This is a genomic window from Paenibacillus agricola (assembly GCF_011440305.1).
In the GTDB taxonomy this organism is placed as follows: domain Bacteria; phylum Bacillota; class Bacilli; order Paenibacillales; family NBRC-103111; genus Paenibacillus_S; species Paenibacillus_S agricola.
On record NZ_JAAOIW010000019.1, the window covers coordinates 61145 to 88142 of the forward strand.

General features: G+C 44.9%; 24 protein-coding genes and 1 pseudogene. 4 read left to right on the plus strand and 21 right to left on the minus strand.

Translation table 11 applies throughout. From position 1 onward, the window contains the following. Nucleotides 1-6: 6 nt before the first annotated feature. Together G9U52_RS32270 and G9U52_RS32275 are read right to left on the minus strand one after the other, a co-directional pair. Nucleotides 7-1239, minus strand: a complete 1233-nt coding sequence (locus G9U52_RS32270) for a sensor histidine kinase (protein ID WP_311764956.1) — start codon at nt 1237-1239, stop codon at nt 7-9. A 66-nt stretch (nt 1240-1305) separates the two neighbouring features. Then, nucleotides 1306-1905 (minus strand): TVP38/TMEM64 family protein, encoded by a 600-nt coding sequence (locus tag G9U52_RS32275; RefSeq protein ID WP_166155434.1) that lies wholly within the window; start codon nt 1903-1905, stop codon nt 1306-1308. Nucleotides 1906-2110: 205 nt separating this feature from the next. On the opposite strand from G9U52_RS32275, the gene G9U52_RS32280 reads away from it, so the two are divergent. Further along, nucleotides 2111-2752 carry a futalosine hydrolase gene (locus G9U52_RS32280; protein WP_166155436.1) on the plus strand — a complete coding sequence of 214 codons (642 nt, stop codon included), beginning with the start codon at nt 2111-2113 and terminating at the stop codon, nt 2750-2752. Next, complete coding sequence (locus G9U52_RS32285) at nt 2749-3654, plus strand: 1,4-dihydroxy-6-naphtoate synthase (RefSeq protein ID WP_166155438.1); 906 nt, start codon at nt 2749-2751, stop codon at nt 3652-3654. Before G9U52_RS32280 ends, G9U52_RS32285 begins: the two co-directional genes overlap by 4 nt. Before the next feature lie 106 nt (nt 3655-3760). Here G9U52_RS32285 and G9U52_RS32290 read toward each other — a convergent pair whose 3' ends face one another. The 6 genes from G9U52_RS32290 to G9U52_RS32315 form a co-directional block, all read right to left on the minus strand. Then, complete coding sequence (locus G9U52_RS32290) at nt 3761-4693, minus strand: manganese-dependent inorganic pyrophosphatase (protein WP_166155440.1); 933 nt, start codon at nt 4691-4693, stop codon at nt 3761-3763. An 83-nt stretch (nt 4694-4776) separates the two neighbouring features. Further along, on the minus strand, nt 4777-5343 hold the full coding sequence (locus G9U52_RS32295) for a beta-class carbonic anhydrase (RefSeq protein ID WP_166155442.1): 567 nt from the start codon (nt 5341-5343) through the stop codon (nt 4777-4779). A gap of 149 nt (nt 5344-5492) precedes the next feature. Beyond that, on the minus strand, nt 5493-6212 hold the full coding sequence (locus tag G9U52_RS32300) for a metallophosphoesterase family protein (protein WP_166155567.1): 720 nt from the start codon (nt 6210-6212) through the stop codon (nt 5493-5495). Between the two features lie 29 nt (nt 6213-6241). Then, nucleotides 6242-7792, minus strand: coding sequence for an NAD(P)H-hydrate dehydratase (locus tag G9U52_RS32305; protein WP_166155570.1), 1551 nt, complete (start codon nt 7790-7792; stop codon nt 6242-6244). Between the two features lie 40 nt (nt 7793-7832). Beyond that, nucleotides 7833-8573, minus strand: a complete 741-nt coding sequence (gene pyrH / locus G9U52_RS32310) for a UMP kinase (protein WP_166155444.1) — start codon at nt 8571-8573, stop codon at nt 7833-7835. A gap of 79 nt (nt 8574-8652) precedes the next feature. Then, nucleotides 8653-9573: an aldo/keto reductase gene (locus G9U52_RS32315; RefSeq protein WP_166155446.1), complete on the minus strand. Its 921-nt coding sequence runs from the start codon at nt 9571-9573 to the stop codon at nt 8653-8655. Between the two features lie 240 nt (nt 9574-9813). On the opposite strand from G9U52_RS32315, the gene G9U52_RS32320 reads away from it, so the two are divergent. Then, nucleotides 9814-11127, plus strand: a complete 1314-nt coding sequence (locus G9U52_RS32320) for a hemolysin family protein (RefSeq protein ID WP_166155573.1) — start codon at nt 9814-9816, stop codon at nt 11125-11127. Nucleotides 11128-11265: 138 nt separating this feature from the next. Here G9U52_RS32320 and G9U52_RS32325 read toward each other — a convergent pair whose 3' ends face one another. The 9 genes from G9U52_RS32325 to G9U52_RS32365 form a co-directional block, all read right to left on the minus strand. Continuing rightward, nucleotides 11266-11652 (minus strand): VOC family protein, encoded by a 387-nt coding sequence (locus tag G9U52_RS32325; RefSeq protein WP_166155448.1) that lies wholly within the window; start codon nt 11650-11652, stop codon nt 11266-11268. 204 nt (nt 11653-11856) lie between these two features. Next, nucleotides 11857-13239 (minus strand): sugar porter family MFS transporter, encoded by a 1383-nt coding sequence (locus G9U52_RS32330; RefSeq protein ID WP_311764957.1) that lies wholly within the window; start codon nt 13237-13239, stop codon nt 11857-11859. A 245-nt stretch (nt 13240-13484) separates the two neighbouring features. Continuing rightward, entirely contained in the window at nt 13485-14861 is a 1377-nt protein-coding gene (locus G9U52_RS32335; protein WP_166155452.1) for an AraC family transcriptional regulator, read from the minus strand. Beyond that, nucleotides 14836-16302: a sensor histidine kinase gene (locus tag G9U52_RS32340; RefSeq protein ID WP_166155454.1), complete on the minus strand. Its 1467-nt coding sequence runs from the start codon at nt 16300-16302 to the stop codon at nt 14836-14838. The genes G9U52_RS32335 and G9U52_RS32340 overlap by 26 nt, the downstream gene beginning before the upstream one ends. Before the next feature lie 3 nt (nt 16303-16305). Beyond that, nucleotides 16306-17289: a substrate-binding domain-containing protein gene (locus tag G9U52_RS32345; protein WP_166155456.1), complete on the minus strand. Its 984-nt coding sequence runs from the start codon at nt 17287-17289 to the stop codon at nt 16306-16308. Between the two features lie 233 nt (nt 17290-17522). After that, nucleotides 17523-17783 (minus strand): metal-sensitive transcriptional regulator, encoded by a 261-nt coding sequence (locus G9U52_RS32350; protein WP_166155458.1) that lies wholly within the window; start codon nt 17781-17783, stop codon nt 17523-17525. Nucleotides 17784-17883: 100 nt separating this feature from the next. Continuing rightward, nucleotides 17884-18279 carry a rhodanese-like domain-containing protein gene (locus tag G9U52_RS32355; protein WP_166155460.1) on the minus strand — a complete coding sequence of 132 codons (396 nt, stop codon included), beginning with the start codon at nt 18277-18279 and terminating at the stop codon, nt 17884-17886. A 168-nt stretch (nt 18280-18447) separates the two neighbouring features. After that, the gene (locus G9U52_RS32360) at nt 18448-18768 is read right to left on the minus strand and encodes a rhodanese-like domain-containing protein (protein WP_166155462.1); all 321 of its coding nucleotides are present in this window, start codon (nt 18766-18768) and stop codon (nt 18448-18450) included. 29 nt (nt 18769-18797) lie between these two features. Continuing rightward, nucleotides 18798-19937: an NADH-dependent flavin oxidoreductase gene (locus G9U52_RS32365; protein ID WP_166155576.1), complete on the minus strand. Its 1140-nt coding sequence runs from the start codon at nt 19935-19937 to the stop codon at nt 18798-18800. A 443-nt stretch (nt 19938-20380) separates the two neighbouring features. Here G9U52_RS32365 and G9U52_RS32370 point away from each other — a divergent pair. Then, a pseudogene (locus tag G9U52_RS32370) lies at nt 20381-21887 on the plus strand (glycoside hydrolase family 13 protein). 129 nt (nt 21888-22016) lie between these two features. Here the strand turns inward: G9U52_RS32370 and G9U52_RS32375 are convergent. The 4 genes from G9U52_RS32375 to G9U52_RS32390 form a co-directional block, all read right to left on the minus strand. Further along, nucleotides 22017-23855 carry a methyl-accepting chemotaxis protein gene (locus G9U52_RS32375; protein ID WP_166155464.1) on the minus strand — a complete coding sequence of 613 codons (1839 nt, stop codon included), beginning with the start codon at nt 23853-23855 and terminating at the stop codon, nt 22017-22019. 81 nt (nt 23856-23936) lie between these two features. Then, nucleotides 23937-24365 (minus strand): chemotaxis protein CheW, encoded by a 429-nt coding sequence (locus tag G9U52_RS32380; RefSeq protein ID WP_166155466.1) that lies wholly within the window; start codon nt 24363-24365, stop codon nt 23937-23939. A 36-nt stretch (nt 24366-24401) separates the two neighbouring features. Then, the gene (locus G9U52_RS32385; protein WP_166155468.1) at nt 24402-26000 is read right to left on the minus strand and encodes a methyl-accepting chemotaxis protein; all 1599 of its coding nucleotides are present in this window, start codon (nt 25998-26000) and stop codon (nt 24402-24404) included. Between the two features lie 303 nt (nt 26001-26303). Next, nucleotides 26304-26996: a response regulator transcription factor gene (locus G9U52_RS32390; RefSeq protein ID WP_311764958.1), complete on the minus strand. Its 693-nt coding sequence runs from the start codon at nt 26994-26996 to the stop codon at nt 26304-26306. Nucleotides 26997-26998 lie beyond the last annotated feature (2 nt).

Below are 26998 nucleotides of genomic sequence, written 5' to 3' on the forward strand. Positions count from 1 at the left end.
GCCTCCTTACTCATCCTGATTTAACCGAAGTGGGATTTCAAAAGTAAAACAAGATCCATTGCTATCCGATTTTTCTAACCGGATCTGTCCAGCCATGAGTTCGACTAATTGCTTGCTAATAAAAAGCCCCAGCCCAGTCCCGGCTTCCTGTTCACTTTCTTTAGTTACATGAACTTGAGAAAAAGACTGAAATAATCGATCGACCTTCTCTGCAGCGATTCCCTCTCCTGTATCGGTTACTGAGAAAGCCAGCCGTACAGACGACGCTTCCGGTTCGTTCGATATCAATTTCACTGCTAGCGTTATCCCGCCTTGTGACGTGAATTTAAAGGCATTGCTCACGAGGTTTAATAAAACTTGGCGAATTTTATTGGAATCCCCCCATACCAGCTTAGGAAGCTTTGGATCAAATTCTGCCGATAAGAAGATCCCCTTCTTGCTGATATCGGTAGAAAATAATAAAAGCATCCGTTCTATATGGAAACGAATATCAAATGGCAGACTATCCAGCTCCATCTTGCCTGCTTCCAATTTGGAATATTTGAGAATATGGTCCAGCATGGTCAGCAGTGATTTGCCGCTGCTTTCGATAATATCCACATATTCCTTCTGCTCCTCACTTAGCTCTGTGCTGTGCAGCAAGCTTGCCATCCCCATTACCCCATTCATCGGCGTACGGATTTCGTGGCTCATAATCGCAAGCAAGTTGGCTTTTTCCTCTAGCAGCTCTTGCGAAGCCTCTTCCGCTTTTTTTAAAGTCCTGGCGGTTTCCTCCAGCTCCAGCACATTTGCAAAAAATATCGCTAACGATTGAAGCAAAGCCACATCCTTCTCGTGGTATTGGTAGTGATTATGGTCAAAGGCACAAAGTGACCCGAATACATCGCCACTAGGTGTAATAATCTTCACACCCATAAAGGAGCAGCCGCCAACAAATTGGGTTGCATCCATATCTTTGGTCAAAGGATGGGTCATATTATCTGGAACAACCAAGGGACCCACCGATTTCTCGATCACTAGATGGCAATAGGATTGCTCATTGTCCACAATCAAGCCTTCCTCGAGCATGGTGATCTCACGGTTGAACGATTTCAATACCGTAGTTGTCAATCTATCATTAATAGCGATACAAAATGTATTCGCATGAATCATTTCGCTCGCTACTTGCATGACTTGTCCAGCCGATTTGTACAAATTGTTGGAAATCAAAGATAATATATCGATATAATCAGTTCTCACGACAGTTTTCCTTCTCTCTACGCACAAAAAAAGTAACGATTTAATAATGCCTAGGTCTTATTATAGCTAACTTTTAATTTTTGTATAGCGTGATTCTAGCTTTCTTCCCATGTACCAAATCACAAGGAAAACTAGCAAGATCACAATCATTTTCCAAGGCTGCTTAATGAGGTTACCCAAATCATTTCCGGCAAGGGAAACCACCATAATCATGATGGCTTTGCCCGATGCGGTAGCTATCAGAAATACAAGCCTGGGCAGCTTGGAAATGCCTGCTACAATGTTCACGAAGGAGGAAGGCGTAAAGGGAAAGCACGCCAGCAAAAAGATCGGCATAAACCCGTGATGCTCAACCCAGCCGATAAATGACTTTGTTTTCGGGTATTTGCGTTCTATATAGCTGCGGAATCTTCCACCAAACCTCCTGAAAAACATAAATACCAGCATGGCTCCGCATACGACACCAAGCCAGGAATAGAGCACACCTTCCCATAAGCCATACGCATTGACATTGGCCACGATGATCGCAATTAGAGGCAAAATCGGAATCAAAGATTCTATAAAAGGAGCAATAATGCCTGGTATGGGTCCTAGCGATTCATAACGTTGCAGGTAGTGCTCAATATTTTCCCAAGATAAACCGCCAAGCCACTCGACCCAACTCATTAGAGCTTTCACCTGCCTTATCATTTCTGCAATCTCTTATCCTTCATTCTTGCACAAAAGGAAGATGACTACACATTATTTTGCACAAAGCTTCCTATAAAGTATACTAAAATATATGAAGCGGCAATACAAGTTTCATGCAGTTATAGACGAATCGGTTCTTATTCTAGCAAGTATCTATTATGGATAAAGGGGATTGTACCAAATGAATATTCTTGTCATGGCCGCTGTTGCCCTAGAAAGGGATGCAGTATTACGCGGACTTCATGCTTCTAAAGACTTTAACGTCGCCATAGCAGGTGTTGGAGCTGCTGCTGCTGCTGCGCAAACAGCAACACTGCTGGCCGCAGCGACATATGATTTGGTTATAAGCGCAGGCATTGCCGGCGGATTTGTCGGGCGGGCCGAGGTGGGCTCCATTGTTATCGCGGACGCCGCCATTGCCGCCGATTTGGGTGCCCAAACGCCTGATGGCTTCCGCAGCTTGGACCAGTTGGGCTTCGGATCATCCCAAGTTCCCGTTGATGTGGGCTTGGCGAAGCGGCTTGCCGAAGCACTTCGGGCCGCTGGGGGCCCTGTCTATACGGGCACTATCCTCACCGTGTCCACAGTGACAGGAACCGCAGAGACCGCCGCGGAGCTCGTTGCACGGGTTCCAGGCGCCACTGCTGAGGCCATGGAGGGCTATGGCGTTGGAATGGCTGCCTATCAAAGCGGGATTCCTTTTCTGGAAATCCGCGCGATTTCCAATGCCGTTGGCCCGCGGGATCGCTCCGCTTGGCGAATTGAAGAAGCCTTGCATGCACTAGAAGCAGCAAGTAAAACCTTAAGGGAGGTACTACAATGAAAATTGCCTTTTCACCATGCCCTAATGATACTTTTGTTTTCCATGCTTGGGTACATGGGCTGCTGCCAGATGCCCCCAAGCTTGATGTGATGTATGCCGATATTGATATCACCAATGGGCTGGCTGCAAGCCCAGGCGGGCCCGATGTGCTCAAAATCTCTTACGCTGCTTTGCCGTGGATTTGTTCGGATTATGCGCTTGTGCCATGCGGCGGCGCCTTAGGCAGAGGCTGCGGCCCTTTGGTGCTGACGGCAGGCGGGCAAGGCGGCGTAACCACCTCAGGCTTAAATGCAGAGCCCGCTGGATCTTCCAGCATCGACACCACGTCAGTTGTTCCGATGGATGCCGCTGCTTTAGCTGGCCGCAGGGTAGCGGTGCCTAGTGAGCGCTCTACAGCATATATGCTGTTCCGGCTGTGGGCCGCCTCGAACGTGCCTGGCGGTGTAGGCGAAATTGTAATTATGCCCTTCCATGAGATTATGCCTGCGGTGCGCGATGGCTTGGTGGATGCCGGTTTGGTTATCCATGAAGCAAGGTTCACTTACCCGACCTATGGGCTGAACCAGCTCGTCGACTTAGGTAGCTGGTGGGAGGCCGATACCGGACTGCCCATCCCGCTAGGTGCGATAGTAGCCCATCGTTCTCTCGATTTGCCTGCAATTCGCAAATGGATCCGTATGTCTGTCGAATACGCATGGGCACATCCTGAAGTTTCAAAAGATTATGTGCTCAGCCATTCCCAGGAGCTTTCTCCCGAGGTAGCCCAAGCCCATATCGATTTATATGTAAATGATTTTACATTGGATTTGGGAGACGACGGCTTTGAAGCAGTTAAGGCGTTGCTAGGGCGTGCCGCGCAAGAGGGTATCGTTCCTCCTATGGATTTAGAGGCACTTCGCTAATCCTGCCTGCATCAGGCAAAAAAAATGAGCTGGAAACCGCGAGGTTTTCCAGCTCATTCCTATTTTTCGAAAAGTTTTTTACAGGTTTTTTTACCATAATCAGCTATTATTGCTTGTTGAAGATTTCGGTTAATACCGGTACGATTTGCGATTTGCGCGAAACAACGCCTTTTAGCACAGCTTTGTTATCTACCAAAGTGACGTTATAAGCTTGCTCTACAGCATTTGTTGAGCTACCCAAGACAAGCGCAACGGAGTCATTGTTCAAAATATCCGTTACCACGAATACGAACAAATCCAAGCCTTTGGCTGCGATAATGGAAGTAAGTGCTGCTTCCAGCTCAGGCTGGCGGGAAAGGATATCATTCGTATCCACTGCATTTACCTGCGCAATTTCAACCTTGCTCAATCCCATAGTGAATTCCTTGGCATCAAGCGAAATTAACTCTTCAATCGTTTTGCCGCTTAGGTCAGCGCCAGCTTTCAATAGATCCAAACCGTACGTTTCCAGGTTGACGCCAGCAATTTCAGCCAATTCACGGGCAGCCGCTACATCCTGCTCTGTGCAAGTTGGTGATTTCAACAACAACGTATCGGAAATAATTGCAGAAACCATCAAGCCAGCTATTTCCTTGCGAATCTCAATCCCATTTTCCTTATACAGCTTATTCAATATGGTAGCTGTGCAGCCAACGGGCTCGGCGCGGAAATACAACGGATGACTCGTTTCAAAATTAGCGATACGGTGATGGTCGATAACTTCAATTACCCTTACTTGATCGATATCATTAGCGCTTTGTTGGCGTTCATTGTGATCGACTAAAATGACCGTTTCTGCTTCATTAGCAACAGTTTCCACCAAACGCGGTGATGTCGCTTGGAAATAGTCCAAAGCGAATTGGGTTTCCCCACTGATTGTACCCAAGCGTACAGGCTCAACATCAAAGCCCAAGCTTGTTTTTAAGTCAGCATACACAATTGCAGAAGTGATCGTGTCTGTATCCGGATTCTTATGTCCGAAAATAAGTGTTTTTGCCATTGATTTGACTCCTTAGCTGGTTTAGATTCCTATCAATTATAACTTCATAGAAAGTATATTCCAATAGTTTTACAGAGCTTTATTTAAATGTCCTTATAACCATCAATAGTAAGCTCTAAGGCACCAGTTTCTGCATCAATAATAAAACCATGGACAGGGATATGGGCTGGAACCAGCGGATGCTTGCGAATGATATTGACACTATGGGTGACACCCTCCTCCGAGCTTTTAAAGCCTCGCAGGAACCGGTCCATCCGGATCCCCGAATTCTCCAAGGTAGTGATAACTGCATCCGAAATCCCATTCTCGCGGAATTTTCCAACCATATTTTGCGTATCCAGATTGGTCATTCCACAGTTGGTATGACCAATCACCAATACCTCGACCGCTCCCATTTCATAAATCGCAACAAGAATACTACGCATAGCGCTGCCAAATGGCTGTGTCAGGATAGCTCCGGCATTCTTGATGATTTTCGCGTCTCCATTGCGAAGATTTAAAGCCTTCGGTAATAGCTCAACCAGCCGGGTATCCATGCAGGTTAATATGACAATTTTTTTGTCCGGAAATTTGTCGGTTAAATAGGCTTCATACTCTTTTTTCTCAACGAATTGTTGGTTGTATGCCAAAAAATCGGAAACCATTGACATTAGCATTCTTCTCCTTTAACGGGATACCGCCAGTTTTTAATTTCTTAACTAGTAAAATTGTACTTCTATTCACTAATATCGTAACATTTTTGAGCAGTGCTGTACAAACTAACATCAAATATAATTCCTAAGCCTGCCCTACACATTAGCTATACACTTCCGTTTCTCAGTACATTCGTCATCATCGCGGCGTTGGGATAACGGCTCTCCTCGTACTGTCGCACGACGCTTTCTACATCCGTATGAACCCGTTCAATCGCGGTTCGAATCCCTGCCGCTGTAATCTCGACAGTTGCATAAGAAGCCATGGGCAGTCCGTCAAAGGGTAGTCCCACACTTCCGGTATTGATAATAACCTTGCCCTGCAAATAACGAATATAAGGCTTGTGGATATGCGCATATACATAAATCTGCGAATCTGCAGCGGACATCAAGCTGGATTGAAGTGTAGCATCATCTACACCCGGCGCAATAATGTCGAATAAACTATGCGGCGTTGCGTGAAAGGCATGGATCTTCACCCCTTCGATGCTCAAATGAAGCTCAGAAGGCAGCTGCTTCAAATAATCAACATCAGCGGGATCAAGATGAAATACCGTCCAGTCCCGCTCACGGTTCATCATCGCCAACGCTTTCTCAGGTACCTCGCCTTCCCGGACACCTCGGACGACCCATTCATCGGCGTTGCCTTTAATGACCTCTGTGTTCAATGCGCGCACCAAATCCAGGCTTCTTTTGGGCTCGGGCCCTCTATAGCAAAGATCGCCGAGTACATAAATAAGGTCGACCTGTTTCTGCTTGATATCCGCCAGCACTTGCTCCAAAGCGTGTGCATTGCCGTGGATATCCGAAATAAAAGCTATTTTCATCATTCAAGCCTCCCATTTTCAATTGTTTCCTATAGCTGCTCGATAATATCACTGGCAATTAAAGAGGCCTTATAAGCACGGCTATCCGCTACGCGGTCACCGGCTGCTCCATGCAAGTAGGCACCAAGTGCAGCGGCCTGGATCGCAGTTTTTCCTTGGGCCAGCAAACTGGCCGTTATCCCAGCGAGCACGTCACCAGTGCCTCCAGTCGCCATCCCGGCATTCCCTGTCGGGTTGATGAAGACGTCGCCAGCCGGTGAAGCGATCACGGTATGCGCCCCCTTTAGTACTAGCGTAACGCCGTGCTCCTCGGCAAATGTGCGCGCGGTTGCGATGCGGTCCATTTGGATGTCCTTGACCGATTTCCCGCATAGCCGGGCCATTTCACCTGGATGTGGGGTGAGAATGACCGGGCTTGAGCGCTTCGGCCATGCCTTGAAGCCGCCAGAGCCAGAGTCGGAGCTAGAGCCGCTAAGCATATTCAACGCATCGGCATCCAGCACAAGCGGGCAGGAGGTGCCCTCCCACAGTTCACGAAGCCATGCGGTATCATCTGTAAAGCGCCCCACGCCTGGTCCAAAAACAAGCGCAGCTTTTTTCTCGGAAAGCTCGATGAGTGCTTGTGGAGTGATTCGGCTCCAATCTCCGAGCCCTTGGTCCGACATGCCGCGCAGCATGATTTCCGGAAGCTGCCCTACTATGGAAGGCAGCCAGCTCTCGGGCAATGCCCAAGTGACCAAGCCGCAGCCGGCCCGGAGCGCCGCTTTCGCGCACAGTAAGCCAGCACCGCTCATCGCAAGGCTGCCGGCTGCAACTAGCACATGGCCGAACGAGCCCTTGTTCGTGTCGGACGAGCGCTGCTCATAGTTGCGCAGGCCCAGCGTATCGGAGAGCAGCGGCTCTTCGATACGGAAGGTGTGAACACCCTGCTGCTCAGCAGCAGCCTTCGGGATGCCAATAGCACGCACGATAACCCGTCCCGCGTAATCGGCTCCGGGCTGCTGCTCCAGTCCCCGTTTGCTGAACGCCAACGCTACTGTACAGCTAGCACGGATACAAGGCGCATGCACGCCGCCATTATCCGGGTCCAGGCCGCTCGGGATATCCAAGGAGCAGATCGGCAGGCCGCTCCCATTGGCCTCGTCAATCAGCTTGGCATATGCCGCTCTAGGCGCTCCGCGGCTGCCAGTACCCAACAGCGCATCGACAATTACGTCGTAATCACGCCATGGGATAGGCGGCGAGCCTTCGCTGTAATTTTCATACGGAATGTTCAGCTTCCTCGCGATATCCCGTTGAATCGCTGCCTCATGCTCGAAGGTTGCCGGATCTGTGGCATAGATCAGCTTAACCTCATTGCCGAACTCCATAAGATGCCTTGCCGCGACAATGCCGTCACCTCCATTATTCCCCTTGCCAACCAAGATGGCAAACCGGCGGCTATCTCCACCTGCAAGCTTAGCAGCCTCCTCCGCTACTGCCCTTCCTGCATTCTCCATCAGCACCAGCGCAGGAATCCCGATTTGTTCAATCGTATAGTGGTCGATCGCCCGCATCTCCCGGGAATTAACAACGTACATCATTCAACCTCCATTCCTTAATTGACCAATGCATATGGAGCTAGCATTCATGCTCCGTTAACACAGATGTTCCGCTAATCAGTGTCCCGGTTTCTTTACCTTCGAATATTTCCAGCATACAGCCCGGTTTATCGAAATTGAACACGTGGATCGGAAGATGATAGTCCCTCGCCAATATAAAAGCCGATTGGTCCATTACTCGCAGGTCATGTAAAAGCACATCATTATAATGTAAGGTTTTATATTTCTTCGCTTCTTTATTGAGCTTGGGATCATGGCTATAAACGCCGTCTACCCCTTGCTTGGCAACAAGGATCGCCTCGCAGTTCACCTCAATCGCCCTTTGCACCGATGGGTAATCGGTCGTCACATAGGGCTGTCCGTTACCACCAGCAAATATAACGATATAGCCTTTTTCCAAATGGTGGATCGCCTTCAGGCGAATATACGGCTCTGCCACGGAGGTAACGGGAATCGCGGCCATCACCCTTACTTCAATATCGGTTTTTGCTTTCAGCACACCTCTTAGCATCAGGCTGTTGATCACAGTGGCCAAGGTGCCGATATTATCGGCCTCCGCCTTTTCGATCCCCCAAGCCTCTCCCATATTCCCGCGAAAAATATTGCCCCCGCCGATCACCAACGAAACCTCGACTCCCATAGCGACTATGGTCATAATTTCATTGGCAATATGCTCAAGTCTTTCCGGATCAAAGCCAAATTCACTTTTGCCAGCAACGGCACCTCCGCTGAGCTTTATCAATATTCGTTTATACTTCATGGTCCCTACACCTCCATAAGTGGTCTATACAAGAAAAGACACTCCAGCACAATCTGCCTGACGTGTCTTTTCTTGTTGGTTAAAGATCGAATCGCGAAAGCTGCTCCTTGGTTAGCAAGGAAAAGCCCGCTTGGGCATTGGAGGCGGCTTGCGCCGGTGATTTGGCTCCAGGAATGGCGACCATCGAATTCGAACGCGACACAACAAATTTTAATGCCGTGCTGACGAGATCCTCTCCCTCGTCTAAGGCAGCTTTTATCTTGGCCAGCTTTGCGATTTTTTGCTCAAACTGTTGTCGGACAGGTCCCTCGGCATTCCAGCGCTCTCTTATGCTATCCGTAAACAAAGTATGCTCGGAATAATTGCCTGATAGCAGGCCCATCGCTAAAGGACCCCGTACAAGCACGGCGATCCCATGCTCCTCGCAATAAGGCAGCAATCCGTCCTCTGCGGAGCGATCCAGCAATGAATATTCGGCTTCTACTACACTGCAATTACCAGCGGCGTTAAACCGCTTTAGCACTTCCAGGTTATTCGTCGAAATACCGTAGCTGCGAATTTCCCCACTTTGCTTGAGCTGCTCAAAGCCTTCAAGGAATACAGAAGGATCCTCGATATTATCTTGATGGCATAGCAATACATCAATCCAGTCTGTCCGCAAGCGGTGCAAGGACGCATGGGCGCAGAGCTTGATCATATCCGGTGTCGTCAAAGGCACGGCCTGTCCAGTCCGCTTACCCCAGTTGCCAATTTTACTAACGATATATGTATTATGGCGCTTGCCGCTTAACGCTTTTCCAAGGCGCTGCTCAGACAAGCCTCCAGGAATTCCGTAGGACTCCGCTGTGTCAAACAGATTAACCCCATTTTCTAGCGCTGCACTTACCGTAGCGTAGGCTGTCGCATCGTCAACCTCACCCCATTGATTGCCTATATTCCAAGTTCCTAACCCCATTGCCGATACTTGCCAGCCCATTTTGCCAAAGCCACGATATATCATTCATGATCACTCCTAGGATTGGGATAAAATCGATTGCCATTACATTTTATTAAGCATTTTGTTAAACATAACGATTATACTACAAGATTGTAAGCCGATACCAATTCTAAGGCGGTCCTCTATTTTCGAGCTCTGCCCAATCAGCAATTGTCGAATTTTGAGAAATCCTGCGTTTCATGCTATGATTAATGGGTCAATATGTATCGCAAGGAAACCAAATAGCTTGATGAGGGGACAATGATGATAGGTCTAAATGTGTTAATGATTTTTGTTTTGCTGCTTTTAACTGCTTTTTTTGTCGCTGCCGAGTTTTCCTTTATTCGAATTCGCCCCAGCCGGGTCGATCAATTGATTCTGGAGGGCAATAAAAAAGCACTAGCGGTCAAGCGTGTAACCAGCAATCTGGATGGTTATTTATCCGCCTGCCAATTGGGAATTACCATTACCGCGCTTGGTCTTGGATGGCTTGGAGAGCCTACAGTTGAATTAATGCTCCATCCGCTTATTGCGAATTTAAACCTGCCTAGCCAGGTCGTATCCACGCTTTCGTTCCTGATCGCTTTTGGACTCGTTACTTTTTTACATGTAGTGTTGGGAGAGCTTGCGCCTAAATCGGTAGCCATTCAAAAAGCCGAAGCGGTCAGCATGGTGCTGGCAATGCCGATGATTACCTTCTACAAAATTATGTATCCGGCTATTTGGTTACTTAACGGCTCGGCCACACAGTTCATTAAGCTATTTGGTATGAAGCCTGCTAATGAGCATGAGGAAGCCCACTCCGAAGAGGAATTACGTATCATTTTATCCGAAAGCTATGAGAGTGGTGAAATTAATCAAGCGGAATATGGGTATGTCAGCCGTATTTTTGATTTTGATGAATTGAAGGCCAGAGAAATCATGGTTCCCCGGACGGAGATGGTATGCTTGTACATACATAATACATTAGAAGAAAATATTAATATCATTAAAGAAGAGCAATACACCCGTTTCCCGGTAGCTGGGGAGAGCAAGGATGATATATTGGGGATGATCAATACCAAGCAATTTTTCTTGAAATATGTGGATACCCCGCAAATCAACCTGATCGACCTGATTAATCCGGTATTGTCCGTTCCGGAATCGTTGCCTGTGAAAAAGCTATTAAAGGAAATGCAGAAGCAAAACGCCCATATTGTCATGCTATTGGATGAATATGGCGGTACCGCTGGCATGATCACGATTGAAGATGTGCTGGAGGAAATTGTTGGCGAAATCCGTGATGAGTTTGACTCGGAAGAAAAGCCGGAAATTGAGCAATTCGAGGATAAACTTATTATTGTAGATGGCAAAGTGCCGATCTCCGATATTAACGATATTTTTGGCAGCGACTTGGATCAAAGTGAGCTCGACACGATTGGCGGGTGGCTCTATGCGAAACATCCTTTACTTAGAGAGGGTATGGAATGGAATTTTGATGTACTCTCGTTTAAAATCCTCAAAAAAGACGGGCTCAGCTTTAGGAAGATTGAAATCAAGCCCTTGGTAAAAACAGTTACAGCTCCACCCAAAGATTAATAGCGATTGGCAGCCTACATAAGAATAACAAAAAACATTCATGACCCTTGTCAGGTCAAAGGCTATGATGAAATTTCATCATAGCCTTTTTACATTCTCCTAAGCTCTCCCATCCTGTTAAGGAACCGTGCCTTCAGCTTAGCAGCTGATCATCCAGATCACGCCGTATTTATCTTCCAGCTGCCCATACATGCCACCCCAAAATACCGGCTCAAGCGCTTGCATCACTTTGCCGCCTGCTGCAAGATTATCGAACGCTTCCCGACCTTCAGCTCCAGATTCGAACTGTAGATTCAGGTTGATACTGTTCCCGTGCGTGAGGGAATCGAAAGAATCGGCCATGAAGAGGGTTACCCCTCCAGCAGTCAGGCACATGTGCATGACTTTGTCTTTCATCGCAGTATTTGGCTCCGGAGCTTCCCCATGCGTCATTACGGACTCGATCTCCCCGCCAAGCGCTCCAATATAGAACTCCGCTTGGGCCCTAGAATCCTCCGAAAATAGAAAAGGTTTAAGTGTTGCCATCCTCCATCATCCTTTCATCCTGTTTATTCATTCCTATTATAGCATTTCTGAATAAATGGGATTTCTTGTGAATTGCGGTATTTGAATAATTGTTAGATTCGCATATTCCAGGAGAAGTGGGAAACGGCGATCATTTGGGTGCAGCCATGGGATGACAAAAGATGCTGGGAGCTTGATCCCAGCATCTTTTGTCATTTATTCAATTCAAGCTTTTGTCGAAGACCACATGGATTCGATTTCCTCCAACGATTTCCCCTTTGTCTCGGGTACAACACGCCAGGTGAAGAAGAAAGTAATCAAGGACATGACGCCAAATATCCAGAATGTAATCCCGGGTCCTACAGAAGCAAGCATCGGTGGAAAGGTCTGGGACACGATATAATCGGCTGCCCATAGCGCTGTTGAAGCAATTGCCGTTGCTTTTCCGCGAATATGATTCGGGAAAATTTCGGACATAATTACCCACACGACCGGTCCAAGTGATACCGCAAATGAAGCCACATAGAGCAAAATAAAGATTAGTACCCAAGGCCCTGAAGTATGTCCCGTATGAAATGCAGTACCTATCACAACCAGGCATATTGTCATTGAAGCAGATCCTGCGAGCAAAAGAGCCTTACGTCCCACCTTGTCAATGAGCCATAGAGCAAGGATGGTGAACAAAAAATTAATCAAACCGACCAAAATGGTCTGAGTCAGCGAGGCATTAGTGCCAGAACCGGTTTGCTTAAAGATTTCCGGGGCATAGTACATAATCGCGTTGATTCCCGTAACTTGCTGGAGAACCGCCAGACCCACACCCACGATTAGAGCAAGCCGCAGAGCGGGGCTGAACAGTTGGCGGATCGATCCGCTTTCTTGTTTAAACGATTCTTTGATATCAAGCACTTCCTGCTTGGCCAGTTCCTCGCCGTGAATCTTAAGTAAAATCGGAAGAGATTCTGCTGCCCTCCCCTGCTTGATCAACCATCTCGGACTTTCTGGTACAAAGAAAAGCAAGCCAAGGAACAGCAAGCCGGGAAGCACCCCGAAACCAAACATCCACCGCCAGGCCGTAGAAACGTCCCAAGCGTCGTCTCCGTACCCTGCTATGCCCATATTAATGAAATATACGAGGAATATACCGGTTACCGTCGCTAACTGATTCAAGGCTACAAGACGGCCACGATATTTGGCAGGCGCTATCTCCGCGTTATAAAGAGGACATAGTGTAGAGGTAATACCAATCCCCAGTCCACCGATGATACGGGCAATAATATAACCGGTGAACGTATCTGGAATGGCCGAACCGACTGACCCGATAATAAAGAGGATCGCAGCCATAATCAACACTTTTTTTCGGCCGAACCTGTCGCCTAGCACACCGGCGCCTGCAGCTCCTACGATACAACCGATGATCAGACTGGAGACAGCCCACCCCACTTCTAGCTCATTTAAGACGAAGCGTTCTTTCATAAAACCGATTGCACCCGACACAACAGCTGTATCAAATCCAAATAATAAACCACCTAAAGCAGCAACTATCGAAACTAGTGTTACAAACTTTATGCTTACTTGTTGACCTTGATTGTTTATTTTTGAGCTCACAACGATTATCCTTTCTGACTTATCCGCATCTGCATACGGGTCCTTTATCATTAAAAATGGCAAATCAGTGATAAGAGAGCCTCATTATATCATGTGTTTTGTTCAAGCTAGGATCTAATTCCCTTCACTTATTTGTTGTTTACCAGCATAATATGGATCTCAATCTACCTCGATCGGATATATGGACACACACTAGCATATTATTGTTCGATAAAACAAAAAAATCCATGCAGATCTGCATGAACCTATGCTTGATTATAATTGATGCGGTAGTCAGTAGGTGTTAGCCCCGTTACCTTTTTGAAAACTCTGCTGAAATAATTAGGGTCTTTATATCCCACAAGATAACAAACCTCCTTTAAGCTGAACTGTCCGTCTCTTATGAATTCTTTGGCCCTTTCGATTCGCAGCCTTGTCACATAATCAATGAAGGTTTCTCCAGTCTGCTGCTTGAATACCTTACTGAAATAATGGGGGTTCAAATGGACATGCTCTGCCACATCTTCAAGGGAAAGGTCCTCTTGGAATTTTCCCTTGATGAACGTGATTGCGCTGTCTAGTACACTCCATGTTCGTTGTTCACGTTCATCACGGATTCGCTTGATTGCCAATTCTACGTAAGTACGATCAGTAGTATTATTTGCAATAAACTTATCGGAAGCTTCCCCTTGTCCTTCCACTGTGAGAATTTGCAGATCCTCAAAACGACAAAGGTTTCCCCATTTTTTATGATAAGTGGATGCAAATACAGCTTCAAAATATGATCTCCTGATTCCCTCGATATCTGCTTGTACAGAACCAATTCCTATTGTGGCATCGATACTGCGCTGCTGGTGAAGTGTCTCTACCAGCTTCGTGCCAAGGAAAAAAGCCTCTTCTCGCAATACCTCATCCTTCATATGAGCCTTCTCAAGAAGAAAAATGACCATGTGCCAATGGACCATGGAACTGACGACGCAACCGGTTCTGTTCTTGATGAATCCTTTTGTAAAGTTTTTTACCGTTTCGTAAATCTTTTTCTTTTCCATGCCTAATTCCTTTTCGGATGTAAGCCCAAATTCCGGTAAGGCGATTACAAGCGCACATCCTTTATCTATGGTAAGCTCGAGAATATCAGCTAAATGCCCCACTTCGGTCTCGTTCACTTGATCGGACATAAAGACCAAAGCCATTTCCGTTTCCGCCAGCGGGAGCAATTGGATGAACTTATCCCTCATCGTGAACTCCTCGTTGCGCTTTCTTTGGTCCTGATCAATTTCAGCCACCAGCCGCTGCAGGAGTGTGACGACTTGTTCGCGTTTAGCCGGTTTGATTAAATACTCCTTAACCCCTAGGGAAAGTGCCTCTTTAGCGTATTCAAAATATTCATAAGCTGTAACCACTACCATCTTGATCTGTGGATTCTGAGCCTTAATTTCCTTTAACGCTTCAAGGCCTTGTATGCCCGGCATCCTGATATCCATCAGAATGATATGCGGCCGAAATTCATCTGCCTTTTGAATAGCAACACGACCATTCTCCGCATGAAGAACTTCGAAGATATTCGGCATCATACGGGTTACGATCCATTCAATGCCTTCTCGCTCTAAAGCTTCATCATCTGCTATTAGTAGGCGATACATCTCCCTCCACCTTTCCCGCGGCAGGTAGCCGGATTAGGATAGTCGTCCCCCGGCCCGGCTCACTGTGAATGTCTATAAGATTCTTTTCTCCATAAAATAATTCAAGTCGTTTAAACACATTGCGCGTCCCTAAGCCAGTGGACTGTCCCTGTTCCTTATCTTGGCCAACCAGCCGTTCCGAATCGAAGTGAAGCAGCGAAACACGTACTTTCTCGCTCATACCGATCCCATTATCTGATATCGCAACCTTTACCTCATCAAGCCCGCATGCAATGACCAGCCTAATCTTAGCCCCTTCCTCCATCCCCTCAATGCCATGGACAAAGACATTCTCCAATATGGGCTGAAGGGTTAGCATTGGAACAAAAACGTCCAGTGCGCTCTCGTCAATATCCGTTTCAAATTGAATCCGGTCGCGAAAGCGGGCCTGTTGAATGGTAAAGTATTCTTTCGCATGCTCAACCTCATCCCGGAGTGTCGCTGGACGATCCAATTTCCGAAGATTATATCGAAGAAGATTCGACATGGATACAATTAGATCGCTTGTTTTTTCAGCGCCCTCGAGCAGAGCAAGCTTGGATAAAACATTCAAGGAATTAAAAAGAAAGTGCGGGTTCATCTGATTTTGTAGAACTTCTAGCTCCAACTCCTTGACCAACTTGTCTTTTTCCAAGCTTTCTTTCTCTTTCTCAATGAGCTCTTTCAGATTGTTTTGCATGCGCCCAAAAGCATTAGATAAAATACCAAACTCATTCTGGGAGCTAATCTGCGGAGGGTCTGCTTGCAAATTTCCATCTGAAATTTGTTGGGCCATTAGAGCCAGCTGCTTAACCGGTCTGGAAATACCCAGGGAGATCCAATATGCAAAAACAACGCTTATCAGCGTATTCAGGATAAAGATAGCAACTCCCCAATGATTCATAATTTCCGTTTGGATAAGAATTTGTCGATAGAGGGGCTGGTAAAAACTTAGTTCCAAGTCAATGAGATGATACCCTTCTTCTTGGATGAACGCTGCTGTTTGCTCAGCTTCTTCATAGAAAGCCGCATAAGCCAAAGAGCCTTGGTTATGTAATGCCTGTATTACACCCGCTTCTTGTCCGATAAAGGTGTCGATCATATTGCAATAGCTGCGGACTGTGAGCTCTGTAGCTGGAATCGTGTTCTGTGCATCCAAGCTTTCCCGCAGATGATTCAGCTCATCCCTTTGATATATATATTCCTTGCGGCTGTTATCACTTCGATCTATTAAGTAAATATTCATAGCACGGAGGTTTTTCTGCGTTTGTCCGGCTATTTCCTTGTATAATAATACCCGATCTAGCATCACATTATAGCTTTGCTGCACCGTTATTCCACTTTGAAAAATAAAATAAGAGACCGCATTATTCAATATAAAAAGCGCAGGTATGACAACAAATAGCATTCTACGTATATTCATGGGCTATTCACCATTGATTTCAGATGTTTTTTTATCCAGAATATCCGTAGTTGTAAAGTTCTGGACCGGAAGGGAGCTCCCCTTAAAAAATTCATCTAACAGATAAACAGCTTTAGAGCCAATCTCTTGGGGCTGCTGAACGACAGAAGCCTGGATGGCTCCATGGGCGATGCCCTGCTTGGTTTCCTCTAAATCATCAAATCCATACACTCGTACATCTGCTCTATTCGTTACCTTCATTCCTTCCACAATTCCGGCAGCATCTAAGGAGCTGAATCCCACCATCGTCTGAATACCGGCATATTGGTTTAACATGGCTTCTGTCTGCTTAGCAGATTGAATCCGTGAAATATTTGATGAGCGGACAGCTACGATCTCAAAGCCAGGAGTATTGGAAATGATGGAACGGAAACCTTCTAAACGCAGCTGTTGGTTTTCCGCCAGTTCGCTTCCGATAATGACACCAATACCGCCTTTCCTGCCAGCTTCTTTTACCACAAGCTCTCCCATGCGTTTGCCCGCTTCCCTATTATCTGTTCCCACATAGGCAAGCCTCCGACTCTCCGGCTCATCCGCATCTACCGTGATCACTGGTATACCTTGATCTAATGCCTTGCTGATCAGTTGATCGTATTGTTGATTCTTTATACCCTGCACTAAAATGGCATTCGGCTTGGCAGCAATCGACTTTTCCAAGAGATTTGTTTGTTCGGAAGGATTAATGCGAATCGGACCCATGTAATCGATCTTCATACCCAACTGCGCCGCAGCTTCTTCAGCGCCCTTTTCTACAGTTCTCCAGAATGGATTGTCCCTTTCTTGAGCTATAAGCACAACATGTTTGATTGGTTTTTCCTCCATCTTATTCTGTTCCATTTGCCCGACCAGATCATCTATCTTAAGCGTAGAAGATAAAAACTGAAATAAAAAATAACAGAAAACAAGAAATATGCCTAACAACCCCAAAGTCCAGGTTTTATTTGACATGGAGCACCCCCAAGGTTTAGAGAAAAATATAGCTTTATTAAACAGAGCCTGCAGAAAATAAGGGAATTTCGTTTAGTATTAGATAATAAGCTTGGAAATATTAGATCGGCTTTTATAGCAGCATGTGAACGAAATAAAAAACCAAGCTTTTGTTATCCATGGGAAACAGTCCCCATGGATAACAAAAGCTTGATTCGTAATATCCGCTTATAAATAAGGCAGGTCACCTTCAATTAACGGCTTTTGACTAATAATTCAACCGCTTGTTTTACCATTTTACTTGTATCTCTTCCGGCTTCCTTTTCATCAAGAATACACTGTTCTAAATTGACAGCGACGATGCAGGCAATCGCTTTATCCGCCGCGCTTCGGACAGCGGAGATTTGGGTCACTACATCCTTGCAATCCTGATCTTCCTCCATCATCTTCAGAACCCCACGAATTTGACCTTCCATCCGCTTTAATCTTCTTTTTACATCATCATCGTATTTCATCTATATAGCCTTCCTTTCATTGATACCGGTATAGGTATATTATTACCGATATGGCTAACGAAAACAATATGAGGAAAGACGGGAATGAGATCAAAAAAATTTAGGCACAACAATTTTTAAGCACTTTAGGTTGAATCTGCTGATAAGCGCGCATGCCGTCTTGCAGGTTAGTCAAATGGTTAAACCCAGATTTCTTTAAGATTCTAGCTGCCTTCTTGCTGTGATACTTAGAGTCAGCAATCAAAATAATCTTATCATCAATATGCAGTTCCTTTTTCTTTACATAAGGCAACCGACCGAGTGAAATGTTTATCGCCCCTTCAATATGGTTTGCATAGTAATCGGTTTGGTCCCTGAGATCAAGTATTTTCACACCATCGGTCATATCTTGCAGAAGTCTACATAGCGTTTGCGCATCTATATCATGTAAGCCACGTACAGATTTCATGCGTTGAAAAAAGTAAAATGCAAATATTATAGCTACAAGATAGATCATTTTGTATCGCCCCTCCTTTGCATATATTTTATACCTCTGGGGGTATGAAATTCAATGAGTGATCACTGGAAAAGCTATCGCCGGTTACTGAACGATAGCTGTTCCGTTCTATCAAGATCCATTTTTAACAGTAAGTGTGAAAATTCCGTTTTCTTCTTTCTAAAATGCTTATTTCCCGTATTCCATATCCCCGGACCAGTTGGACATGCCACCTCGCATATTGACCACGTTATAGCCCATAGAAGATAAGTAATCACACGCCTTGCTGCTTCGATTGCCACTATGGCAAACGACTATGGTTTCTTGTTTGGGGTCGAGTTCATTTAAAGCCCGTGCGATATCCCCCAAAGGTATGTGTATTGCACCTGCGATATGCCCGGATTCCCATTCATCTGGCTCCCGAACATCCAATATCGTTACACGCTCTTTCTTCTGGATTTGATCCAGTACTTCAAAAGGCATTTGCTCTTTGTAGGTTTTGTCGCTCATTGGGTTCCTCCTCAAATCCTCTTCACCCATTATTTATTTGAAGATTCTACGACCGGAAACCATCCCGGAGTATGCATGATTGCATTCCATAGTGGACTTGGGACGACAAGGCGTTCCTGATCCTCTTTGGTCAATGTGGTCTTGATATCCGATTCCCGACCACCTTCTACTAACGAAACCCAATCTGGCTCGATAATAATTTCACGGCCAAGAGCTATGAGAGGAACACCCATTTCCAATGCTTTGATAGCATCATCAGGTGTATGAATCGAGCCTACACCGATAACTGGCACCCTGTCTCCGGCTATTTCTTGAATCCATTCCATACGCGATCTGCCATCGTCTTCAATCCCCCGTCTTGGAGTTGACCAAAAATCAAATAAAGAAACATGGATGTAATCCAACTCTTTGTCTGCTAAAGCATCTACTAATTTTAAAGTATCAGCCATAGTTATGCCTTCCTCTTCTTCTTCTTCTGGTGAAAAGCGATAACCAATAAGAAATGATCCTTTTGCGTACTCAGCTACAACACGTTTTATCTCATCAACAATAGCTAGTGGAAAGGTTAGACGCTTTTCTAAACTGCCACCCCATTTGTCATCACGCCGGTTAGAATGAGGGGAGAAAAACTGCTGTATTAGATAACCGTTAGCTCCATGAATTTCAACACCATCGTACCCAGCTTCTATGGCCCGTCGTGTTGCTTCTCGAAAGTCAACTACAATCGCCTCGACTTCGGAATCTGTTAATGCTCTTGGAGTTACGCTACCTTCCTTTTCCTCAGGAACAGCACTAGCGCTTACGATATCACCGTTTGGTACTAATTCGGGTGGACAACTTCGACCACCATGGAATATTTGTAGAATAGCTTTAGCTCCTTGTTCCTTAATGGCTGTTGCCAAACGTTGTAAACTCGGGATCATCTCATCCCTATCGGCTGCGAATTCACCTTGAAATCCCTTCCCATTAGGTGTTACATAAGTGCATGCAGTGATCACCATACCTACTCCGTTTGATCTACGAACATAGAAATTTACTTCCGCATCAGAAACTGTGCCATCCTCGTGGGAGGAAAAGTTCGTCATGGGTGCCATAACTATCCTATTTTTCAGTTGTACACCACTTCTAAACGTCATTTTTTCGAATAAGGGACTATATTGGGTTTTCATCATGGTTTCTCCAACTTTCTCCAATTAGGTTAATAACCAGTTGAGCATAACTACTCCTACCTACGATTTTCTTGATAGTATTCCATTGACAATTTCCTTATATACTAAGTAGCACCGACAATATTTTTCGCGACTAGAACTGGCTTCAAATAAAAAATCCACGATTTACGCGGATACTAATCTGACTATATGGCAAGTTATTAGGATGAAATATCCCATAGCCGTCGTGATCGCTTCAAGATGTGGGTGTGAAACCCTGCCGTATGGTTGCTCTGTTCACTTTCGATCCACCTATCAAGCTACCTAACAGGGTGGATAATAGTAATCTCCAAAACAGCTCCCAATGTGTGATGTTCCCAAGATGTTGATCTATGCCGATAGTCATCTTCCTTCAAGCTTACAGTCAGAAATCAACAACAAAAACGGTGAATGGAGTTGTCAATATGAAACGAGCATGGTGGAAAGAATCGGTTGTTTATCAAGTATATTGGCGTAGTTTTTTGGATACTGATGGTGATGGCTACGGCGATCTTCAAGGCAGGAACGATTGAAACTTTGGACATCCTGCTTCAGGAAATCCATAAGCGTGGAATGAAATTAATTATGGATCTTGTCGTAAATCATACCTCTGACCAGCATCCGTGGTTTGTTGAATCCCGGTCAGCGCGAAATAGCTCTAAGCGGGATTGGTATATTTGGAAGCAACCAGAAGACGGGAAAGAACCGAACAATTGGCGGTCCTACTTTTCTCCTTCTGCATGGGAATGGGATCAGCGTACAGAGCAGTATTATTTTCATTCATTCGCCGTAGAGCAGCCGGATTTAAATTGGGAAAATCCCGAAGTTCGTGAAGCCATATATGCGATGATGCGCTTTTGGCTGAAAAAAGGAATCGATGGCTTCCGTCTTGACGCTATCGCATTGCTGGCAAAACCGGAGGGGTATCCCAATGTGGCCGATCCGCAGGATATTCGGTATTTGACCAATAACCCCGGTCTACATACCTATCTCAAGGAAATGAACGAAAAGGTGCTTAGCCAATTCGATATCCTGACTGTAGGAGAAGCAGCCTATGTCACACCCGAAGAAGGCTTGAAGTATGTCGGAGAAGACCGTAACGAGCTCCATACTCTTTTTCATTTTGAAGTTGCTGATGAAATGCCTTCATGGGATATGCTTCGGTTCAAAGATATTCAAAAGCGTTGGTATGAGGGATTAAAAGGAAAAGGATGGAATTCACAATTCCTGAACAACCATGATCATACTCGGCAAGTGACCCGTTACGGAAATGATAAACAGTATCGCGTAGAGTCCGCCAAGCTGCTTGCCACCATGCTGCATACACTGCCGGGTATGCCTTATATTTATCAAGGCGAAGAAATTGGAATGACAGGAGTCCGTTTTCCTTCAATCGAGGATTATAATGATCTTGCAATGAAGAATCGTTACGAGGAGGAAATCCTTAAAGGAAGCGACCCTCAGGTTGTGTTTGAAAGCCTGCTGCCCTTAAGTCGGGATAATTCACGAACGCCTATGCAATGGGACGAAACGCCAAATGCTGGATTTACAACAGGAGCTCCCTGGATCAAATTGAATCCTAATTACAAAGAAATCAATGTAAAGCGGGATCTAGAAAATCCGAATTCTATTTATCGATATTATCAGAAACTAATTGCACTTCGTAAGGACAATCCAGTTATGGTTTATGGAGATTATCAAGATCTTTCCGAGGGAGATCCGAATCTTTATGTATATACTCGTGAGCTTGATGGTATCCGCTGGTTAATTATTTTAAACCACGCTGATCACGAAACTCCTTTTACATGTATGGAGGGTTTTCGTGATCTGAATAATAAACTGGTTATTGCCAATTATATAGATGTACCGCTGAAAACTTCCTTAGTTTATCTCATGCTTCGCCCGCACGAAGCACGCATCTATAGCTTGTAATGCTATTGCGAATAAGAGGTTGATCCCTTAGTTCCATAAAATTGGATTATAGGAACGCAAAATAAAGCCAATAGTCTCCTTGGCTTTATTTTGCTTATTCATCTTTGTTCTCTCGCTTGCTACTTATAGCTATGAGTTGATTTTAAAAATCGAAACGGATTGGTTTAAATCATCTGCCAGATTGGCCAGTGATTGAGAGGTCGCAGCTGTCTCTTCCGAAGCGGCAGCCGCTTGTTGACTGGCCGATGCAATGCACTCGATAGAGTTCATCACTTCCGACGTCTGGGCCATCTGTTCCTCGCTTGCTGCTGCAATCTCAGTCACTTTTTGTTCGGTTTGATCGATCATTTGTATAATCTGTTCGAATGCTTTGCGGGTGTCTTCTGTTTGTGCTACTCCTGCGGAGACGGACACCACACTCCGATGCGTGTTGGTTTGCATACTTTTGATAATATCGGTGATTTGCTTAGTAGCTTCCCCACTTCGTTCAGCCAATTTTCTGACTTCAGTTGCCACCACGGCGAAGCCTTTACCGTGATCGCCAGCTCGTGCTGCTTCGATTGCTGCATTAAGTGCCAAAAGGTTGGTTTGACCCGCGATATCGCTAATAACATTAATAATTTCCCCGATTCGATTGGAATCTTGCTCCAACAGATTCATTTGTAAGTGTACTTCATTCATGCTTTGGATGGATTTGCTGACAATCTCGCCGCCATCTTTAGCAATTGCTGTTGTCCTCCCGGCAAGCTCTGCCGCATTTTCCGCGCTCGCAGCAACGGAGTTAACTACCATAGTCAGTTCGCTGAACAGCTCCTGCATACGCTGAGACTCTTCTGCTTGAGTGGTACTTCCCTTAGCAATCTCTTCTGTAGTTGCGGAGATTTCCTGTGAGGCAGCAGCGACATTGTGAGAAGAGTTAATTACCCCGCTTATCAGGCCTCGCAGGTTAGCTGCCATATTGCTCACAGATACCGACAATTTACCAATTTCATCTAATGATCTAACAACAATTACTTCAGTTAAATCCCCCTGGGCGATCTTATCTGTAGCAGCCATTAATTGGTCAAGAGGCTTTGTAATGGAACGGACGATCCCGAAGACCAGCAAGCCCCCAAGTAATATGGATACAATCATTACAGCTACCATCGTATAAAAAATTCCACGAGAGGCAGCATCGATTTCGGCTAATTCGATAGCACCAATGATCTTCCAGCCTGTTATTGGATTCGTTACAAACACCGACCTCTTATCCTCTCCCAGGTATGTATAATTCAGAGTACCGCTCTCTTTTTCATAAAACCCCTCCATAAAGGATTCATTGTTTACATCGCCTGCTTTTCGTGTGGGATGAGTGATGTATTTTTTATCTTTATCCACAATAAAAGCATAGCCCTTCTCACCAACCCTCACAGTTGCCACCGTCTGTGCTAACTTCTGCAGATCGAGATTTCCGGCCACTACACCACTGCCATCATTCAATGACTTGGAAGGAACGACAACAATAGTTCCACTAGACGCGGAAAGAGAGGCTGGATTAATAATTGCTTTCGCCTTATTATCCATAGCCGCTTTATACCATTCACGAGTTCTCGGATCGTACCCCTCTACTATTTGCTCAGGAGAACGAATCATGAGGCCATCTTTATTACCCATAAAGACCATTTGAAATTGAGGATGAAGGGCTTTATATTGTTCTAAAACAACTCGAATTTGTGGGCTTTCAAAGTCTTGTACCTTCTCAGCGGTTAATTGCTTTGCAAGATAATCCATATCAGTAAGAGAGCTGGATAATAAATCAGTGACTTGATTATTCAATAATTGCACACTTTGCATGGCACCATTTTCCAATTGGAACGCTACCTCTGATGCTGCTGATTGATAAGAAAAAAATCCGATAGCGCTGCACGGAATAAGAAGGATTACCATAAAAGAGAAGATCAAACGATTCTTGATAGTTATATTTTTCATGCTTTAGATCTCCTGTCCTCATATTTTTAGTTGTAAGTGGGAAGTTGAAATAAAATTGGGCAGTCGAAGGGGGATTAACTCCTATTGGTGTAGTAAAACTTCTTCCAGCATTAAAATACCGACCAAACCGCTATCAGTAATTCCGATCCCTGTGAATAAGTTGCCATCTAAACCGCCCACCCATGTCGGCGGTGGCTGAAAATCGGAAAAGGTAACCACTTTGTTCACCCGATCTACTATAATGCCTACTTTGTCCTCCTGATGATGAACCACCACAATTCGCGTCGTCTTGGTGTATGCTTGTTCCCCCATCTTGAATAGGCTTCTTAAGCTAATTACAGGGACGATCTTACCTCTGAGATTGATGACCCCTTTTACATAGGGCAAAACATTGGGAATTTGCGTGATGTCCTGAATTTTAATGATTTCATGAATATCCTGAATTCGAATGGCATATTGTTCCGTTTCGATGCCGAATTCGACATATTGTTCCTGCTCCGCTGCTTGCATATACTCACAACCTTATATAATTTTGATAATCATGACTTAATTAACTTTGAAAATGGATACTGCATTATTCAACTCCTCAGCAAGGTTGGCAAGAGATTGGGCCGTCGTTGCTGTTTCCTCGGTGCTTGCGGCCGCTTCCTCAGAAGCAGCCGAAATACTCTCGATCGAAGTCAGCATCTCCGTGGATTGAGCAGCTTGTTCCTCGCTTGCAGCCGCTATTTCAGTTACTTTCTGTGCGGATTCATTAACCATCTTGACGATATTCTCAAAGGATTCACCTGTTTTCTGTGATGCAATAACTCCTTCACCTACTGCTTTTACACTTTGCTGTGTATTGGTTTGCATGCCTTTAATAATCGCAGTAATTTTCTTCGTAGCTTCGCTGCTGCGTTCAGCCAATTTGCGAACCTCATCTGCAACAACTGCAAACCCCCGTCCTTGATCCCCCGCACGAGCCGCCTCAATGGCTGCATTCAATGCTAGCAGATTCGTCTGATCGGCAATATCGTCAATGACATCGATAATCTCCCCGATTTTGTTGGAATCCTCTTCGAGTCGGGACACTTGCTGATTGACACGACTCATGCCTTCAATGGAAATGCGAACTACCGCACTTCCCTCTTGGGCAATACCCATGGTCTTATCAGATAATTCCGAGGTTTGCTCCGCATTTCGCGCTACTGAATTTATAGCGGTGGATAATTCTTTAAACAACTCATTCATCATTTGAGCATCATTAGCTTGGCTCATACTGCCACTGGCTACTTCCTCGGCGCTGGCCGAAATTTGTTGAGCAGCAGCAGCGACGCTTTGCGAGGAAGCCAATATTCCACTTACGGTAGTTCTCAGACTAAGGATCATGTCATTAATAGAACTCGCTAATTGTCCTACCTCATCCTTTGTATTGATTTCCATAGTTTCTCTTAAATCACCGGCCGCTACATTACTTACTAATGCCACAACGCGGATTAAAGGACGTGCGATCATCTGGGAGATTAAGTAACCTAATCCCACACTGATAATTAGTGAAACTAGAATGATCACCAAAGTAATATTCCGAGAGCTTTCATAGGCAACATCCGTGTCTTTATCCAATTGATTGGCAAGCTTAATATTAAGTGCAATTAAATTATTCAAAATAACTGCGATTTCATCATTACTTTGCTTAAAACCACCTATTAATAGAAATTCCGTAAACTGCTCCGGGCTTATATTCTCAGCATTCATCTGCATAGCTTGATCCAACAATTTATTGTTAGCCTGCCATTTAAGAGTGAAATTCCTCAGCATATCTTGCTCCTCTGTAGTTAAACGAGTCTTACTGTATGTATCAATCCGGGTCTCAATTTCTTTCGTATAGCCTGATATAGTATCCTTATATTTATCATTCTCTGCTTTAGTTGTCGCCATCGTATTCATATCTCTAACATCGACTTTGATTTGTTGAAATAGGAGCATCGCATTGGATAGTTCGCTGATCGGCATTAAATTATTGTCATACATTTTCGACAGATCATCATTGGTTGTACTCATATTTGCAAGTCCGTAGAATCCGACAAAAGCCACAATAATTGCCATCAACACAAAGGCGGATATTAATTTCACTGCTGTTTTCATATTATAAAACCACTGCATAGTCCAAATCCCCTTATACTTGTTTTTAGTTGATCTTAATTTTCATCGAGCTCAGATAATCTTTTATTTCCCCCTAATATTAGTCCTTTAGTACCAATATATATATAATAATACCTAAAATCTCTCAAGTAACCGAAATAGTTTGGCGTGGTTACGCAATAAATTTGCGGTGTTCTTCAGGTGACTGAGGACGCCAAATAACCCGACGCTATCCATTAATAAGGACAGATACGTCAGGCTGTTGTTTTTTTAAAATAATCCAGTGCTTTTGGAAATCTCGTCTGCGGCTAACAGGATAAGGGGTTATAGTTTTATAAAATCAGAATCTGTCAGTAAGTCCATTTCCTTAGCTTTGATAGCAGCCTCAATCCGAGATTTTACATGTAATTTCTGAAAGAGATTGGTTAGGCAATATTCCAAGGACCTTTGGCTCATAAAGACGATTGCTGCGATTTCTTTATTACTTTTCCCCTTGGCTATTTCTTTGAGTATTTGATATTCCTGGTCATTAATGGCCTGCGGTTGCACCTCATCGATATTTTTTCCCGTTTGGTTATGGGTTCTCCTCAATTGTTTAACCAAGGAAAGCGGCAGGACCACTTCCCCCCGCAAAGCACAACGTACAGCGGTTACTAACTGCTGCCTGTTTGCAGTTTTCAACACAAATCCGGAAATGCCAGACTCAATCATGAGATTAAAATGATTATTAAATTCAAATCCTGTATAAAGAATTATTGCCACATCCGAAGAGATCGTTATAATCTGTTTGGCAAGGTCAATTCCATTCATATCTGGCATATGCAGATCGACCAATATCACGTTAAAATGTTGAACTTTCACCCTATCTATGGCGTGCTCACCCGAATACGCCAGGAAAGCTTTGATATCTCCTTCCTGCTCCAGTAACATTTTAGTGCCTTCCATAATAGTTGGATGGTCGTCGACCAATAAAACTTGAATCATTTCTAACACCTCGTTGTCATTTCTAGTTGTCAAAT

What these genes read in the sequence shown, in the direction of transcription:
- G9U52_RS32275 (WP_166155434.1), bottom strand. Translation starts at nt 1,905, where the DNA reads ATGAGTTGGGTCGAGTGGCTTGGCGGTTTATCTTGGGAAAATATTGAG.
- G9U52_RS32280 (WP_166155436.1), top strand. Translation starts at nt 2,111, where the DNA reads ATGAATATTCTTGTCATGGCCGCTGTTGCCCTAGAAAGGGATGCAGTA.
- G9U52_RS32285 (WP_166155438.1), top strand. Translation starts at nt 2,749, where the DNA reads ATGAAAATTGCCTTTTCACCATGCCCTAATGATACTTTTGTTTTCCAT.
- G9U52_RS32290 (WP_166155440.1), bottom strand. Translation starts at nt 4,693, where the DNA reads ATGGCAAAAACACTTATTTTCGGACATAAGAATCCGGATACAGACACG.
- G9U52_RS32295 (WP_166155442.1), bottom strand. Translation starts at nt 5,343, where the DNA reads ATGTCAATGGTTTCCGATTTTTTGGCATACAACCAACAATTCGTTGAG.
- G9U52_RS32300 (WP_166155567.1), bottom strand. Translation starts at nt 6,212, where the DNA reads ATGAAAATAGCTTTTATTTCGGATATCCACGGCAATGCACACGCTTTG.
- G9U52_RS32305 (WP_166155570.1), bottom strand. Translation starts at nt 7,792, where the DNA reads ATGTACGTTGTTAATTCCCGGGAGATGCGGGCGATCGACCACTATACG.
- pyrH (WP_166155444.1), bottom strand. Translation starts at nt 8,573, where the DNA reads ATGAAGTATAAACGAATATTGATAAAGCTCAGCGGAGGTGCCGTTGCT.
- G9U52_RS32315 (WP_166155446.1), bottom strand. Translation starts at nt 9,573, where the DNA reads ATGATATATCGTGGCTTTGGCAAAATGGGCTGGCAAGTATCGGCAATG.
- G9U52_RS32320 (WP_166155573.1), top strand. Translation starts at nt 9,814, where the DNA reads ATGATAGGTCTAAATGTGTTAATGATTTTTGTTTTGCTGCTTTTAACT.
- G9U52_RS32325 (WP_166155448.1), bottom strand. Translation starts at nt 11,652, where the DNA reads ATGGCAACACTTAAACCTTTTCTATTTTCGGAGGATTCTAGGGCCCAA.
- G9U52_RS32335 (WP_166155452.1), bottom strand. Translation starts at nt 14,861, where the DNA reads ATGTATCGCCTACTAATAGCAGATGATGAAGCTTTAGAGCGAGAAGGC.
- G9U52_RS32340 (WP_166155454.1), bottom strand. Translation starts at nt 16,302, where the DNA reads ATGAATATACGTAGAATGCTATTTGTTGTCATACCTGCGCTTTTTATA.
- G9U52_RS32345 (WP_166155456.1), bottom strand. Translation starts at nt 17,289, where the DNA reads ATGTCAAATAAAACCTGGACTTTGGGGTTGTTAGGCATATTTCTTGTT.
- G9U52_RS32350 (WP_166155458.1), bottom strand. Translation starts at nt 17,783, where the DNA reads ATGAAATACGATGATGATGTAAAAAGAAGATTAAAGCGGATGGAAGGT.
- G9U52_RS32355 (WP_166155460.1), bottom strand. Translation starts at nt 18,279, where the DNA reads ATGATCTATCTTGTAGCTATAATATTTGCATTTTACTTTTTTCAACGC.
- G9U52_RS32360 (WP_166155462.1), bottom strand. Translation starts at nt 18,768, where the DNA reads ATGAGCGACAAAACCTACAAAGAGCAAATGCCTTTTGAAGTACTGGAT.
- G9U52_RS32365 (WP_166155576.1), bottom strand. Translation starts at nt 19,937, where the DNA reads ATGAAAACCCAATATAGTCCCTTATTCGAAAAAATGACGTTTAGAAGT.
- G9U52_RS32375 (WP_166155464.1), bottom strand. Translation starts at nt 23,855, where the DNA reads ATGAAAAATATAACTATCAAGAATCGTTTGATCTTCTCTTTTATGGTA.
- G9U52_RS32380 (WP_166155466.1), bottom strand. Translation starts at nt 24,365, where the DNA reads ATGCAAGCAGCGGAGCAGGAACAATATGTCGAATTCGGCATCGAAACG.
- G9U52_RS32385 (WP_166155468.1), bottom strand. Translation starts at nt 26,000, where the DNA reads ATGCAGTGGTTTTATAATATGAAAACAGCAGTGAAATTAATATCCGCC.